This window comes from Hymenobacter siberiensis (genome assembly GCF_018967865.2).
Lineage (GTDB): Bacteria > Bacteroidota > Bacteroidia > Cytophagales > Hymenobacteraceae > Hymenobacter > Hymenobacter siberiensis.
In genome coordinates this window covers 3,014,807-3,028,642 of sequence record NZ_JAHLZY020000001.1, presented here as the reverse complement: position 1 = coordinate 3,028,642, position 13,836 = coordinate 3,014,807, and the positions used below count along the sequence as shown (strand labels likewise).

Below are 13,836 nucleotides of genomic sequence, written 5' to 3'. Positions count from 1 at the left end.
TAGCCCGCCGGCCCGCAAGCCGGGGCGTCAGATTTGGCGTTTGAGGCGCAGGGTGGTAGTGTGGAGGTTGCCGTCGGGCCGGCGCAGCACGAGCAGGAGCACGCGGCCGTCTTCGGAATGCAGCATGCGGTCGAGCTGCGTCAGTGAAAAAGTATTCACTGGTAGGAAGTTGATACTGAGCAATTCTTCATCGGCCTCGACGCCGGCAATGGCGGCCGGTGAGTCGGGTACTACCCGCAGTATCAGAAACCGGTGGTAGCTCTCGCCGGTAGCCAGCAGGTCGATGCCGGACATATCGTGCTCGAACGGCTCCCGAAATTTGGTGTTGGGGCGAAGCAGCAGCCGGCGGTGCGGATAGTCGATGACGAGGGAAAACCGTTTCAGTAGCTCGTAGCCCACGTTGCCATTGCGGGGCACGTCGATGCGTCGGTGCACATCGCTGGCATCGGGGAAGGAGGTGAGCACCGAGCGCATGGTGTAGCGGCCCAGGTGCAGGATGGGCACCCGCCCCAGAAAGCCCCGCACGGTGCCCGACAGCCCCCGGCCCAGCTCGGCCGGCAGGCGGCGGGCGGGGGCCGCCATGCGCGGGTCCGAGTCCAGCTCCAGCGACAGGGCGTGGCTGGCTCCGGTATCGAGCACCAGCTTGAGCGGCATCGTGAGCGAGTCGTTGAGCTGCACGGGCACGGTGACGTAGGCCTTGTTATTTTCCAGCGAGAGCGGCAGGCTCGACCAGCGCTTGCCGCGCGGCGTGCGGTAGGTGGCCGGGTCGGTAAGCTCCAGGAAAGACAGGTCCGAATGAATGGTGACCACGAAGCTGCGAAACAGCTCAGAGCCCAGAATGCCGCTGATGGGCAACCCCACGTAGCCCGACAGGTTGAGTACATCGTCCGACATCACCAGCCAGCTCATGTGCCGGGCCACCGCGCCCGGCACCTCCACGCGCACGCTGTCGGTTTGGTAGGCGAGCAGGCCGGTATCGGCGCCGCCCATGCCCACCACCCGGAAATATTGCCCCCGGCGCAGGTGCAGTGAGTCGGCTAGCTGCGGCGAGGTGATAATGGACGTGCCCACGCCGGAATCGAGCAGAAAATTGAAGGGCCCAGCCCCGTTCAGGCGCAGCTTTACCACCAGTAAGTTGCGCTGCACCTCGAAGTTGAGCGTGGTCTGGTGGGTGTTGGGGCGGATGAAAGCGAAGGGGCCGGGCGGCAGCGCTGGCTGAGCGAAAACGGGCGCACTCAGCCCCCGGCAAAGGGTCCAGGCAACCAGCAAATACACCAAGTGCGGGCTACGCATAATCGGGATGACTCAAGCAGACGGGCAAATAAAGCGAAAAGACAAGCTATTGGAGTTGTTTAGAAAGTCACAAAAGGTCCTCAAACGGTCATGCAGAGCGCAGCATCCTGCTCGCATCGTTGAACGGGCCTGACGATGCGAGCAAGATGCTTCGCTGCGCGCTGCATGACCGTTCGGGGACTTTCTAAACACCTTCAACAGCTGTCATGCAGTGCCTGCTGCGGCTGGTGTTTTTGTTGCGGGTTTCTCGTCGCTGGTTTCTGGTTGAATGCTGTTGAGCCGTTTTTTAGGACGAGAACCAACCAGCAACCTGGCATAAAATCTACCTATACACCATCCGTTATTGATTTCTGCCCCAAACCGGTTAAAAGCAGTCGGTAATTTTTGATGCGGAAACCGTGCTTCTAAAGCAGAAGTTTTTATTTCTCATTGCTGGTTAGTTAACGATGAAGCTGATAGAAAGTCAGCCTAAAATCGGGTTGCGCCGGTCCGACCGTCCTTAGGCGGTCGGACCGGCGCAACCCGATTTTCTAAACAGCTTCAATTGCAAATCAGCAATCAGCAATCAGCAACGAGAAACCAGCAACTTCAATAGACCGGGGCCGGGGCGTCGCCGCCTCGCTTGCGTCTATTCGGGCGCTTCCCAGGCCTCAGTGGGAGCGTAGCGCAGCATCCCGTTGCTGATGTGCAGCGGCGCAGCTAAGTTGTTGTGATAGAGCTGGCCAGTGCCCAGGCCCTGAGCGAAACCCCGCACGTCGTACTCGCCCGTGAGCTGGGCCACGGCGTTCAGGCCCACGTTGGATTCCAGGGCCGAAGTAATCCACCAGCCGATGCCGCGTGCCTCGGCCAGTGCAATCCAGTGGCGGGTGGCGGCGTGGCCGCCCAGCAGCGTGGGCTTGAGCACAATGTAGGCGGGCCGAACGGCATCGAGCAGCGCCGCTTGCTGCGCGGGGTCGGTCATGCCAATCAGCTCCTCATCGAGGGCAATGGCAATGGGGGAGACGCGGCACAGCGCGGCCAGCTCGGCCGGTTGCCCCGCCGCAATGGGCTGCTCGATGGAATGCAGGTGGAAGGCCGCCAGCTGGGTCAGCTTGCCCAGTGCCTCGGCCGGCGCGAAAGCCCCGTTGGCATCCACGCGCAGCGTGAGGCGCTCGGGCGGCGCCACAGCCCTTATTTCGGCCAGCAGGCCCAGCTCGGTGGCAAAGTCCAGGCCCCCGATTTTTAGTTTCAGGCAGGAGTAGCCCGCCGCCAGCTTCTGTTGAATTTGCTCCCGCATGAAGGCCGCGTCGCCCATCCATACCAGGCCATTGATGGGCAGCGCCGCCTCGCCCCGGCTGAAAGCATTGGAATAGAGCTGGTGCCGACCGCCCCGAGCCAGGTCGAGCGCGGCAGTTTCGAGCGCGAATGTGAGCGCCGGCAGCCCCGAACCAACAAAAGCCGGAGCATCGGCCGCCGTGAAAGCAGCCAATGCCCCGGCATTGAAGCGGTGGCATAAATCGGTGATGGAGGTGGCGAAGCCAGGGCCGTAATCGGGGCTGAGCCCGGCTAGGGGAGCCGCTTCGCCAAGGCCTTCTACGCCCGGCTGGGCATAATCGGTGAGGTGCAGGTACCAGGCCATGTGTTCGGCTAGGGTACCCCGCGAAGTGCGGGCTGAAAAACTAAAGCGCAGCGCGCGCTGCGAAAAGCGGAGATGAAGCATGGCGCAAAGATGCGCGCCACGCTTCATCGGTGGGTTGTGGCAGTGCTGATTAGTCAGCCTGCGCGCTTTTGCCCCGGCGGCTTACAAGGCCACCCTTGCGGCCGGCATCGCGGGCCTCATCGGCCGAAAAGCGGTGGCCCCGGCCGCTGGCGTGCGACGCTTTGCCGCCTTCGCTGGCAATGCGGCGCTGGGTTTCGGGGCTCATGGCAGCAAAGCCGCGGCGGCTTTTAGTGCCCACGCGATTAGCAGGGCGGGTGTTGCTCTTGGGGTTTGGGGCAACAGCTACCTCGGCGGTTAGAGCGGTAGTTTTCATGTGAATAAGGAAAGATGATTTTGTATGTAGCAATGGTAGCATGCATGGCCAATATTACCTACTAATCTTATAGGCAATGGTTGGTTTTCATGCTGAAAATAGGTGTAAATACCACTTTTTACCGATAAGCTTCTACGTATTTTTCGCTCTTGCTACGTGTTTAGTTCTTTCAAAAATGAGCTAACCGACCCCGGGATTTCGTAAGTCCCTGTACAACCTCGGTACTGCTAATCCGGTTAGTGGTGCAGGCCCGACTACTTACACGGCTCTTTTTGTTATGACTCACGCCTTCGTTTCACCACCTACTTCCCGCGTGGCTCCGTCCTGGCTGGCCCGGTATCGTGCCGTGCGCGCCCAAAGCCAGGCCCTGTGCGCGCCGCTGCTGCCCGAAGACACCGTGGTGCAGCCCATGCTCGATGTGAGCCCGCCCAAATGGCACCTGGCCCACACCACTTGGTTTTGGGAAACCTTCCTGCTGAAGGAATACGCGCCCGGCTACGAGCTATTCCATGCGGAATACGCATACTTGTTCAATTCCTACTACAACTCGCTTGGCTCCAGGGTGAACCGGGCCGACCGGGGCACGCTCTCGCGCCCGGCCCTGGCCGATGTGCTGGCTTACCGTGCCTACGTCGATGCCGCGCTGGCCCGGCTCCTGACCGAGCGGCGCGACCTGCCCCCGGTATTTTTTGAGCTGCTGGAGCTGGGCCTCCAGCACGAGCAGCAGCACCAGGAGCTGCTGGCCACCGACATTAAATATATCCTCAGCACCAGCCCATTGGCCCCGGCCTACCTTGGAGGGGAATTAAGAGTTAAGAGTGCAGAGTTAAAAGAAGCGTCCTGGCTGCCCGTGCCCGGCGGCGTGCACCGGGTAGGCTTTCAGGAAAGCGGCTTTTGCTTCGATAACGAGCTGGCGGCGCACGATGTGCTGCTGGCCCCCTTCGAGCTGCAAAACCGCCTGGTGACCAACGCCGACTTCCTGGCCTTCATCGAAGCCGACGGCTACCGCGATTTCCGCTACTGGATGGGCGAGGGCTGGGACCTGGCGCAGGCCGAGGGCTGGGAAGCGCCGCTCTACTGGGTGCGGCACGCCGATGGCTGGCACCGCTTCACGCACCACGGCCTGCAGGCGGTGCTGCCCGAGGCCCCGGTCACCCACATCAGCTTTTACGAGGCCGATGCCTACGCCAACTGGGCCGGGGCACGCCTGCCCACCGAGGCCGAATGGGAAACCGCCGCCCGCCATTTCGGGGCCACCACCAGCGCCGGCACCTGGCTCGAAAGCAACCTCTTCGACCCGCAGCCTTTGCCCGCCGATGCCGACCCCACCCAATGCCACCAGCTGCTGGGCGACTGCTGGGAATGGACCTACTCGGCCTACCATGCCTACCCTGGCTACGCCCGCGCCGCCGGGGCGCTGGGCGAATACAACGGCAAGTTTATGGTGAACCAGCTGGTGCTGCGCGGCGGCTCCTGCGCCACGCCCGAAAACCATATTCGGGTGAGCTATCGCAATTTTTTTCACGCCGACAAGCGCTGGCAGTTCACGGGCATCCGCCTGGCGCGGTCGGTCGAGCCAGCCACTAATTAACATTTATCATTTAATAGCTCTTTCTTCTTTTTAAACCCATACCGCCGCTGCTTCTCTGGCCCTGGCCGCACACGCAAGTGGGCCGGCGCGTAAATTTGGCGGTTGATAAATGCTAATTGATTAATGGTAAATGTATTGACCGAGCTGGCGCAGCATATAGCCGAAGGCTTGCGCCGCGAGCCCAAAGCATTGTCGTCGATGTATTTCTACGACGACGCGGGCAGTCGCCTGTTTCAGCAAATCATGGATTTGCCGGAGTATTACCCTACGCGGGCCGAGTTTGCCATCTTTCGGGAACACGGTGCGGCCATCGCGGTGGCCCTGAGCCCGGCGGACGGCGGCGAGTTTGCGCTGGTGGAGCTGGGCGCCGGCGACGGGGCCAAAACCAAGCTGCTGCTGCGCGAGCTGCTGGCCGCCGACAGCCCGTTTACCTACGCCCCGGTGGATATTTCGGCGGGAGCCATGACGGGACTGGTAGCCGCGCTAAAGAAGGAATTGCCTGACTTGCAGGTGGTTCCAGTGGTGGCTGATTACGCCACGGCGCTCACCGAGCTACCCACCCGGCCGGGCAGCAAGGCGGTGCTGTTTCTGGGTTCGAACATTGGCAACTTCGGCCCGGCCGAGCGGCTCGATTTCCTGCGCCAGCTGGCCGCGCCCCTGGCCCCGGCCGACCGCCTGCTCATCGGCTTCGATTTGCAGAAGGACCCGCGCCGCATCCGGGCGGCCTACGACGACTCGCAGGGCGTAACGGCGGCTTTCAACCTCAACCTGCTCACCCGCCTCAACCGCGAGCTGGGGGCTGACTTTGACCTCGCCCACTGGCAGCACTACACCGACTATAGCCCCTTGAACGGGGCCGTGCGCTCTTTTTTGGTGAGCACCCGCGCCCAGCAGGTGCGCATAGCCACCCTCGAAGAATCCTTCGATTTCGCGGCCTGGGAGGTAATACATACCGAGAATTCCTACAAATTCACCCTGCCCCAGATTGAAGCCCTGGCTGCCGAAGCCGGCCTGCGGGTGGTGGAATATTTCACCGACCCGGCCACCGATTTTGCCGATGTAGTACTGGCTATACAATAGAGTTAGGAGTCAAGGGTTTGAAAAATCAGCTCGTTAACTACCTTAACCCTTAACTATCAACTCATCCCATGCTCAGCCTCGCGTCCGGCTACGGAAATTTTGCAGTACCCAAAGTAGCTCTGGCCGCCGCCGATGAAGCCCTGCGCCATGCCCGGGAGCACGACCAGCCTCTGTCCGTGAGCCCCGCCGCTGGCCTGCCTGAGCTGCGCGAAGCCCTGGCCCAGCGCTACCGCCAGCGCGGCGCTACCAGCGTTACGGCCGAGCAGGTACTGGTAACGGCCGGGGCCAAAACCGGCCTTTTTGCCGTGCTCAGCGAAATACTGCGGCCCGACGACGACGTGCTGCTGCCCACTCCCAACTGGTTCGGTTTCTACGACTTGGTGCGGCGGGCCAGCGGCACGTTGCGTCCGCTGCCGCTCAGCGCCGCCGACAACTACGCCTTCACTCCCGAAATGCTGCGGGCGGCTCTCACGCCGGCCACGCGGCTGCTCATCCTCAGCAATCCGGGCAACCCCACCGGCCGCGTGTATTCGCAGAGCGAGTGGGCGGCTTTGCTGGCAGTCGCGGCCGAATTCCCGAACCTATGGGTGCTCAGCGATGAAATTTACGAAGGCATCAGTTTCGGGCCCGAGCCGGTGCCCACGCTGCTGGCCCAGCCCAGCCCGCACGAGCGGCATGTGGTGGTGAGCGGCTTTTCGAAATCTCTGGCGCTGGCGGGCTGGGGCGTGGGCTGCCTGGTGGCCCCGCCCGAGCTGGCGCGGGCCGTGGCGGCGCGGCTGTTTAGCACCGGGGTGGCGGTGCCCGTTACTGCTCAGCAGGCCGCGCTGGCCGCCACGCAGCACGCCAACGCCATTGGTGCGGCGCTGTGCGCGCAGCTGCAGCCCACGCGGCAGCTGCTGCTCGCTGGCCTCGCGGCCCTGCCCGGTGCGTCTGCCGTGGTGGCCCCCGAAGGCACTTACTACGTTTTTGCCGATTTCACCCGCTTTCTCGCGCCCGGTTTGCCGTTGCCGGAAGCTTCCGCGCAGCTGGTGCGGCGGCTGGCCGCCGCCGGAGTAGAAGTGGTGGACGGGGCCACCTGCGGCGCGCCAGGCTTCCTGCGCCTGTCCTACGCCGTGGCAGAGGAGGATTTGCGGCGGTCGCTGGCCATTATTGAGGTCACGGTACGGGCGTAACGGCACCTCCTTTCGTTTCCTTGTTGTTTGGTCTGTACCGGCGGTGTCGTTCATCAACGAGCCGCGAGTAGGCGTCTTTGTATCGGGCTGCGATGGTGATTTGACCCGCCCTGTGCGCGGGCGGCCCGTACCTTTGCTTGTCCTTACCCAGAACTATTTGACAGCTATCGAACGGCGGGTCGTTGCTCCGGTCCGACCGGTTGAAGTGAGCACGATTTCGCCCATACAATAACCGGTCGGACCGCCCCAGGCGGTCCGACCGGAGCGACGGCTCCGGGTTTGGGGAAGGGTAAGACCTTTGCCGGGCTTTATTATGGAATTATGCTGAGTAATATTCGTCCTCATTTGCGGCCTACGCTGCTGCTGGCTTATCCGGTGGTGCTTTCGCAGCTGGGGCACATCATGGTAAGTTTCGTCGATTCGGTGCTGGTGGGGCGCACGGGAACCGTGCCGCTGGCCGCCGTGAGCCTGGGCGTGAACAGTACCAACGTCATCATGATTCTGGGCATTGGCCTGAGCATGGGAGCCGTGCCCCTGGTAGCCGCTGCCGATGGCCGCCGCAACCTGCCCGTGCTGGCCCGCCTGCTGGTGTCGTCCGTCTGGCTGAGCGTGTTGGCGGGGCTGGCGCTGGTCGGGCTAGGCCAATTGGTGCCGCCGCTCATGCACTACCTCGGCCAGCCGCCAGCCGTGGAGGCCATGGCCGCGCCCTGGGTGCGGGTTATCAGCTGGTCGTTTCTGCCGTTGATGATTTTCCAGGGCTTCCGCGAGTTCGCCGAGGGGCTGGGGCTCACGCGGCAGGCCATGTGGCTCTCGGTACTGGCCAACGTGGTGAACGCCGCTTTGTGCTACGCGCTGGTTTTCGGCCACTGGGGTGCCCCCCAGATGGGGCTTATGGGCTCGGCCTGGGCCACGCTTATTGCCCGCATACTCATGGCCGCGCTCATGGCTGCGTATGTGCTTATGGCCCAGCGCCTGCATCAGTACCGTGCCGCCGTGCACAGCTGGCTGCCCGACTGGGCCACGCTGCGCCGGCTGTTCGATTTGGGCGCGCCCATCGGTGTGCAGATGGCTTTCGAAGTAGGCGCATTTGCCTCGGCCGCCATCATGATTGGCTGGCTGGGCGCAGTGCCGCTGGCCGCGCATCAGGTGGCCATCAACCTGGCTTCGATAACGTATATGGCGGCCAGCGGCATTGCGGCGGCGGCCACCATCCGGGTGGGCAAGCTGATGGGGGAAGGGAACATGCCGGCGGCGCGACAGGCCGGTTTCGCGGCCTACGTGCTGGGCTTTGGGTTTATGGCCACGATGGCGACGCTCTTTATTGCCCTGCGGCACCAGGCCCCACTGCTTTATAGCCACGATGCGGCCGTGGTGGCGCAGGCTGGCACGCTGCTGCTCATCGCGGCCCTGTTTCAGGTGTCCGATGGCTTGCAGGTGATGGGCCTGGGCGCGCTGCGCGGGCTGGAAGACGTGAAGGTGCCTTCGGTGGTGGCCTTGCTGGCATATTGGGCGGTGGCGCTGCCGCTGGGCTACTTCTTGGGTTTTCGGCTGCATTTTGGTGCGCCGGGCGTGTGGACGGGGCTGCTGTTGGGGCTTACTATTGTGGCGGGCGTGCTGATTGTGCGCTTCCGGCGCGAAACCGCGCCGGGCTACGTGCCCGAGCCGGTATCGGCGCAGTAGCGCGAACTACAACGTTCGCGCTGCGGTTCGCGCTATGGCGGCCGGCAACCCGCGCCGGCCGCGTGCATCTCATTCCTTTGTCTCCATGCTCTCTTTTCTGACTTCGATTTTAACGGCCGCCGTGCTGCTTCAGGGCCCGAAACCCCAGCCAGCCGCTGCTCCGGCTACCAAACCCGCGCCCGCGCCGCCCATTCCGTGGTCGGCCACGCGGCGGCTCACGATGGCCGATTTTAAGGGCCATCCCGGGCCGTCGGACCGGCTGGCGGCCCTCACCTCGGCCGATATCAAGTCCAATGCCGCCTGCCGCGATTTCGTGTTCAGCTCCACCGTAACGGCGGCATTCGACCCCAATACGTCGTGGTTTCAGAACCCCAAAACGGCTTCCGAAGCCCTGCTGCGCCACGAGCAGCTGCACTTCGATATCACCGAAGCGTATGCCCGCATTATGCGCCAGAAGCTGGTCGCCTTCGCTGCCAGGGCTGACTGCAATAAGCTCCAGCCGGCTTTCAACAACGTGACCAAGGCTGTGTATGCCGTCTGGGACAACGAACAGAACCGCTATGACCAGGAAACCGGCCATGGCCTGAACGCCGTACGCCAGGCGTTTTGGGAAAAGCAAACCCAGCTGAAACTGGAGCAGCTGAAGGCTTTCGCGGTAGAATAGGTAAAAGCCAGAAAACGGTCATGCTGAGCGCAGCCGAAGTATCTCTACCGCGCAACTAATCCTGCCGATTGGATTTACTATTGCGGTAGAGATGCTTCGGCTGCGCTCAGCATGACCGTTTTCTAATTCTCCCCAAACCATGGAATCTCTATCTCCCACAACCCTCACCTGGGCCGAGTTTGAGCGCGTGGACCTGCGCGTGGGTACCATTCGGGAGGCGCGGGCTTTCCCGGAGGCGCGCCGGCCGGCGTATCAGCTGCTGATTGATTTTGGTCCGGAAATCGGCCTGAAAAAGTCCAGCGCCCAGATTACGCACCACTACACGCCGGAGGAATTGGTGGGCCGGCAGGTGCTGGCGGTGGTCAATTTTCCGCCCAAGCAGATTGGAAAGTTTTGCTCCGAAGTGCTGGTAACCGGCCTGGCCGATGCCGACGGGCATATTGTGCTAGCTGCCGTGGCTGGCCCGGTACCCAATGGGCACCAGCTGGTTTAGTTGGTTTTGGGTGGCCCCCACTGGTCGGTGGCGGGCTTGCTGGCAGGGTTGAGCTTGGTTTCCCGATGGTTGAGCGTGTCGATAACGCCGGCGTAGATTTCGTTCAGGTCCTTGCCGTGGATGCCGTAGTAGCGGTAGCTGCGCTGGAAGGCCGAGTCGGTAACTTCGTGCTTCCACAGCAGGCTTTTATGCTGCGCCAGGTACAGGGCCCGGCCCGAATCGGGCGAGAGGCGGCTGCTTTCCACCTGCGCTTCGAGCTGATGCAGGTCGGCCAGCATCTGGGCCATGTGCTCGCGGGGTATCAAATCGGCGGGCATGGGGGGCTCTTCGGGGCGCTGGCAGGCGGGCAAAGCCAGTAGGAGAGGGACCAGGCCCAGGCAGCAGCGGCGGAATGATTTCACGTCGCAAAGTTAGCCCCGCGCCGTAGCTTCGCCATTGGAGAGTTAAAAGTTACAGGTTGAACGCATATAAAGGAGTTGTTTAGAAAATCACAAAAGGTACTCAAACGGTCATGCTGCGCTGCGCGCTGCATGACCGTTCGGGGACTTTCTAAACAGCTTCTTGTCAACCCCTCAACCCCTCAACCCCTCAACCCCTCAACCCCTAACTCACAATTCCCCCATGAACCCCTCTGTGCCCTCGGCGCTCACCGACCTGGTGCGCCGCCTGCGCCACCTCGAAATCCGCATTCGCAAAGCGGTGGAGGCCCAGCTACAGGGTGATTTTCACTCCGTATTTAAAGGTACGGGCCTGGAGTTCGACGACGTGCGCCTCTACCAGTACGGCGATGAAGTGCGCGCCATCGACTGGAACGTGAGCAGCAAGGGCCACGGCACTTTCGTGAAAACCTACAAGGAGGAGAAGGAGCAGCAGGTGCTGGTGCTGCTGGACGTGAGCGCCTCGCTGGACGTGGGCGACGGCCAGCGCCGCAAGCTCGACGTGGCCCGCGACATTGCGGGGCTGCTGGCGCTGTCGGCCGCCCGGCAGGGCTCGGCGCTGGGTTTGTTCGCGTTTTCCGACCAGAAGGAGCTGTATCTGCCGCCCGGCAAGGGGCCTCGGGCGGCATATGCGCTCATCCGCCAGCTATACTCGCTGGTGCCGGTTTCGGCCCGCACGGGGGTGGGGGCGGGCATCCGGCAGGCGCTGGGGCTGCTCAAGCGCCGCAGTTTGGTGGTGCTGGTGTCCGATTTCATTGATGGCAACTACGAGCGGGAGCTCACCATGCTGGCCCAGCGCCACGACCTGATAGTGGTGCAGCTGCAGGCCCCGCGCGAGCGCACGTTTCCGGCCTTGGGTATTGTGCCTCTGCGCGATGCCGAAACCGGCCAGGTGCGCTGGGTGAATACCTCCAGTCCCGATTTCCGGGCCCGCCAGGAAGCCACCGCCGAGCGCCAGGAAGCAGAGCTAATAAACATCTGCCGCCGCCATCGCACCGGCTTTCTGGCCTTGGGCACGGAAGGCGATTTTGTGCCTCAGCTGGTGAATTTGTTTCGTCATCGTCGTCAATCGGGCCGCCGTGGATAAGCGCATTAGGTATTGGGGAGAGGGAAAGAACGTCATGCTGAGCTTGTCGAAGCATCTCTGCCGTGTAAATAATCAGGCCCGGCGCAACGAAGTAGAGATGCTTCGGCTGCGCTGCGCTCCGCTCAGCATGACGGTTTGCTTATTGCTGGCGCTTTCCGGTATGCTAAACAGCACCTCCGCCCAGGCCCAAACTACCCCGCCGCCCATCCCGCAGGGCCGCTTTCTGAAGCAAACAACCCTGGTGGGTGAGCCGCTCGACTACGAGCTGCGCTACGAGCACGCGCCCGATTTGGAAGTGGTTTTTCCGGACTCACTGGCCCGGTTTGCGCCGTTTGAGTACGCGGGCAAAACCTTTTATCCCACCCGCACCCGGGGGGGCGTCAGCCTCGACCGGGCCGTGTACCACCTGCGCACGTTCCGGCTCGATTCGGTGCAAACCCTAGCCCTGCCCGTGGCCGTGCTGCAAGGGGCCGATACGCTGAGTATTCTGCCGCCGCCTAGCCGGGTGCGCCTGCGCCGCACGGCCGCGCCGCGGCCCAATGCCACCGAGCTGCCCGACCTGCGCCAAAACCTGGCCCTGGTGCCCATTGAGCCCATTTTCAACTACCCTTACTGGATTGCCGGGGCGCTGGCGGTACTGCTGCTGCTGGCGGGGAGCGCGGCGCTGTTTCGGCAGGGGCTGGTGCGGCGCTACTCGGCCTACAAGCGGCGCAAAAACCACGGCTATTTCCTGGCGCAGTTTGCGCGGCACGTCGAGCGGTTCGAGCTCTCACGCTCGGCTACCAACGTGGAGCGGGCCGTGGTGCTCTGGAAAAACTACCTCGCCGGCCTGGAAAACAGTGGCTTGAACTCCTTCACCACCCGCGAAATCGTGGCGTATTTCGAGAATGATTCGGACGTACGTAAAGCCCTGAACGCTACCGACAAGGTGATTTACGGCAACGTGCAAACCGAAGAAGCCGCCGAAGTTGACCGCGCCTTTCAGCGCCTGCGCGGGTTTGCCGAGCGGCGGTATGCCTCGGTGACGGAGTAGCGCATACAGGTAAAAAAGAATGTCATGCAGAGCGCAGCGAAGCATCTTGCCCGCCACCACTAACCCAATTGGGAGGACATCATTGATTACTTGCTGCGGGCAAGATGCTTCGCTGCGCTCTGCATGACGTTCTTTTGTCATTCGTATACCATTTTAATTGAACGACTTTTTCAACCTTCTGCGCTATACCACGCTGGCCGGCTACCAGTGGCAGCAGCCGCGCGTGCTGCTGCTCATTGCGGCCGTGCCGCTGCTGTTTGGGCTGCGCTGGCTGCTGGCGCGGCGGCGGGCGCAGGTGGTGGTGGCCTTTGCGCCCGGCCCCGTGCGGCGCGACTGGGCGGCCGTGCTGCGCTTCGTGCCCGATGTGGTGCTGGCCCTCGCCCTGAGCTTCGCCATTGTGGCGCTGGCCCGCCCCCAGCGCACCGATGAGCGCGTGGAGCAGTCTGGCCGGGGCATCGACCTAGTGCTGGCCCTCGATGTATCGGGCTCGATGGAAATTGAAGACCTGCGCCCCAATCGCCTCGAAGCTGCCAAGCGCATTGCCACCGATTTTGTGAATTCCCGCGCCGGCGACCGCCTGGCCCTGGTGGCTTTTGCCGGTGAAGCCTACTCCCTGGCCCCCCTCACCACCGACTACGACCTGTTGCGCGAGGACCTCGCCAGCCTGCGTGTGGGCATGATTAAGGAAGACGGCACGGCCATTGGCACGGCCCTGGGCGTGGCCACCAACCGCCTGCGCGAGTCCACGGCCAGGTCGCGGGTGTGCATTCTGCTATCGGATGGTGAGAACAACGCCGGCAGCCTCGACCCGCTGCTGGCCGCCCAGCTGGCCCACGCCTTCGGCATCCGCATCTACACCATTGGGCTGGGCAAGGACGGTTTTGTGCCCTACGGCCAGGACTCGCTGGGCCGCACCCGCTACGTGAACACCCGGCTCGACGAAACCACCATGCGCCAGCTGGCCGCCGCCGCCGATGGCCGCTTCTTCCGGGCCACCGATACGGGCGCGCTGCGCGAGGTATTCGCCCAAATCAACCGCCTCGAAAAATCCGAAATCAAGCAGCTGCGGTTTCGCAATACCAAGGATTTCTACCGGCCGTATCTGTGGCTCAGCATTGCGCTGTGGCTGCTGTGGCTGCTGCTGAAAAGCACGTTTCTGAGCAACCCGCTGGAGGATTAGTGGGGTTGTTGGTTGAGGTAAAAGGACATCATGCAGAGCGCAGCGAAGCATCTTTGCCTCAATAGTAAAATCAATTAGTTGTGCGGTAAAATGCTTCGCTGCGCTCTGCATGAT

Annotated in this window: 13 protein-coding genes; 9 read left to right on the top strand and 4 right to left on the bottom strand. The window is 62.6% G+C overall.

Features of this window, described 5'->3' with window-relative positions; translation table 11 throughout:
* Nucleotides 1-27: 27 nt before the first annotated feature.
* From KQ659_RS13425 to KQ659_RS13415, 3 genes are all read right to left on the bottom strand, one after another.
* On the bottom strand, nt 28-1,293 hold the full coding sequence (locus tag KQ659_RS13425) for an aspartyl protease family protein (protein WP_216680590.1): 1,266 nt from the start codon (nt 1,291-1,293) through the stop codon (nt 28-30).
* 628 nt (nt 1,294-1,921) lie between these two features.
* Entirely contained in the window at nt 1,922-2,992 is a 1,071-nt protein-coding gene (locus tag KQ659_RS13420) for an o-succinylbenzoate synthase (RefSeq protein WP_216680591.1), read from the bottom strand.
* A gap of 49 nt (nt 2,993-3,041) precedes the next feature.
* Nucleotides 3,042-3,305, bottom strand: a complete 264-nt coding sequence (locus tag KQ659_RS13415; RefSeq protein ID WP_216680592.1) for a KGG domain-containing protein — start codon at nt 3,303-3,305, stop codon at nt 3,042-3,044.
* Nucleotides 3,306-3,582: 277 nt separating this feature from the next.
* Here KQ659_RS13415 and egtB point away from each other — a divergent pair, with 277 nt between their 5' ends.
* The 6 genes from egtB (at nt 3,583) to KQ659_RS13385 (ending at nt 9,985) form a co-directional block, all read left to right on the top strand.
* Nucleotides 3,583-4,896, top strand: coding sequence for an ergothioneine biosynthesis protein EgtB (gene egtB, locus KQ659_RS13410; protein ID WP_216686388.1), 1,314 nt, complete (start codon nt 3,583-3,585; stop codon nt 4,894-4,896).
* 123 nt (nt 4,897-5,019) lie between these two features.
* Nucleotides 5,020-5,976, top strand: coding sequence for an L-histidine N(alpha)-methyltransferase (egtD, locus tag KQ659_RS13405; protein WP_216686389.1), 957 nt, complete (start codon nt 5,020-5,022; stop codon nt 5,974-5,976).
* A 68-nt stretch (nt 5,977-6,044) separates the two neighbouring features.
* The gene (locus tag KQ659_RS13400) at nt 6,045-7,148 is read left to right on the top strand and encodes a pyridoxal phosphate-dependent aminotransferase (protein ID WP_216686390.1); all 1,104 of its coding nucleotides are present in this window, start codon (nt 6,045-6,047) and stop codon (nt 7,146-7,148) included.
* 321 nt (nt 7,149-7,469) lie between these two features.
* Nucleotides 7,470-8,828, top strand: coding sequence for an MATE family efflux transporter (locus KQ659_RS13395; RefSeq protein ID WP_216686391.1), 1,359 nt, complete (start codon nt 7,470-7,472; stop codon nt 8,826-8,828).
* 85 nt (nt 8,829-8,913) lie between these two features.
* Entirely contained in the window at nt 8,914-9,492 is a 579-nt protein-coding gene (locus KQ659_RS13390) for a DUF922 domain-containing protein (protein ID WP_216680597.1), read from the top strand.
* A gap of 139 nt (nt 9,493-9,631) precedes the next feature.
* Nucleotides 9,632-9,985: a tRNA-binding protein gene (locus KQ659_RS13385; protein ID WP_216680598.1), complete on the top strand. Its 354-nt coding sequence runs from the start codon at nt 9,632-9,634 to the stop codon at nt 9,983-9,985.
* Here KQ659_RS13385 and KQ659_RS13380 read toward each other — a convergent pair.
* Nucleotides 9,982-10,386 carry a DUF4296 domain-containing protein gene (locus tag KQ659_RS13380; RefSeq protein ID WP_216680599.1) on the bottom strand — a complete coding sequence of 135 codons (405 nt, stop codon included), beginning with the start codon at nt 10,384-10,386 and terminating at the stop codon, nt 9,982-9,984. The two genes, KQ659_RS13385 and KQ659_RS13380, sit on opposite strands and share 4 nt — an antisense overlap.
* A 220-nt stretch (nt 10,387-10,606) precedes the next feature.
* Between KQ659_RS13380 and KQ659_RS13375 the strand changes: the two genes are divergently transcribed.
* From KQ659_RS13375 to KQ659_RS13365, 3 genes are all read left to right on the top strand, one after another.
* The gene (locus tag KQ659_RS13375) at nt 10,607-11,509 is read left to right on the top strand and encodes a DUF58 domain-containing protein (protein WP_216680600.1); all 903 of its coding nucleotides are present in this window, start codon (nt 10,607-10,609) and stop codon (nt 11,507-11,509) included.
* Between the two features lie 160 nt (nt 11,510-11,669).
* Complete coding sequence (locus tag KQ659_RS13370; protein ID WP_216680601.1) at nt 11,670-12,542, top strand: hypothetical protein; 873 nt, start codon at nt 11,670-11,672, stop codon at nt 12,540-12,542.
* 157 nt (nt 12,543-12,699) lie between these two features.
* Entirely contained in the window at nt 12,700-13,722 is a 1,023-nt protein-coding gene (locus tag KQ659_RS13365; RefSeq protein ID WP_216680602.1) for a vWA domain-containing protein, read from the top strand.
* Nucleotides 13,723-13,836 lie beyond the last annotated feature (114 nt).

Coding starts and splice junctions, on each gene's coding strand:
- KQ659_RS13420 (WP_216680591.1), bottom strand. CDS start 2,992: ATGCTTCATCTCCGCTTTTCGCAGCGCGCGCTGCGCTTTAGTTTTTCA.
- KQ659_RS13370 (WP_216680601.1), top strand. CDS start 11,670: ATGCTAAACAGCACCTCCGCCCAGGCCCAAACTACCCCGCCGCCCATC.
- KQ659_RS13395 (WP_216686391.1), top strand. CDS start 7,470: ATGCTGAGTAATATTCGTCCTCATTTGCGGCCTACGCTGCTGCTGGCT.
- KQ659_RS13375 (WP_216680600.1), top strand. CDS start 10,607: ATGAACCCCTCTGTGCCCTCGGCGCTCACCGACCTGGTGCGCCGCCTG.
- KQ659_RS13415 (WP_216680592.1), bottom strand. CDS start 3,305: ATGAAAACTACCGCTCTAACCGCCGAGGTAGCTGTTGCCCCAAACCCC.
- KQ659_RS13390 (WP_216680597.1), top strand. CDS start 8,914: ATGCTCTCTTTTCTGACTTCGATTTTAACGGCCGCCGTGCTGCTTCAG.
- egtD (WP_216686389.1), top strand. CDS start 5,020: ATGGTAAATGTATTGACCGAGCTGGCGCAGCATATAGCCGAAGGCTTG.
- egtB (WP_216686388.1), top strand. CDS start 3,583: ATGACTCACGCCTTCGTTTCACCACCTACTTCCCGCGTGGCTCCGTCC.
- KQ659_RS13385 (WP_216680598.1), top strand. CDS start 9,632: ATGGAATCTCTATCTCCCACAACCCTCACCTGGGCCGAGTTTGAGCGC.
- KQ659_RS13425 (WP_216680590.1), bottom strand. CDS start 1,293: ATGCGTAGCCCGCACTTGGTGTATTTGCTGGTTGCCTGGACCCTTTGC.
- KQ659_RS13400 (WP_216686390.1), top strand. CDS start 6,045: ATGCTCAGCCTCGCGTCCGGCTACGGAAATTTTGCAGTACCCAAAGTA.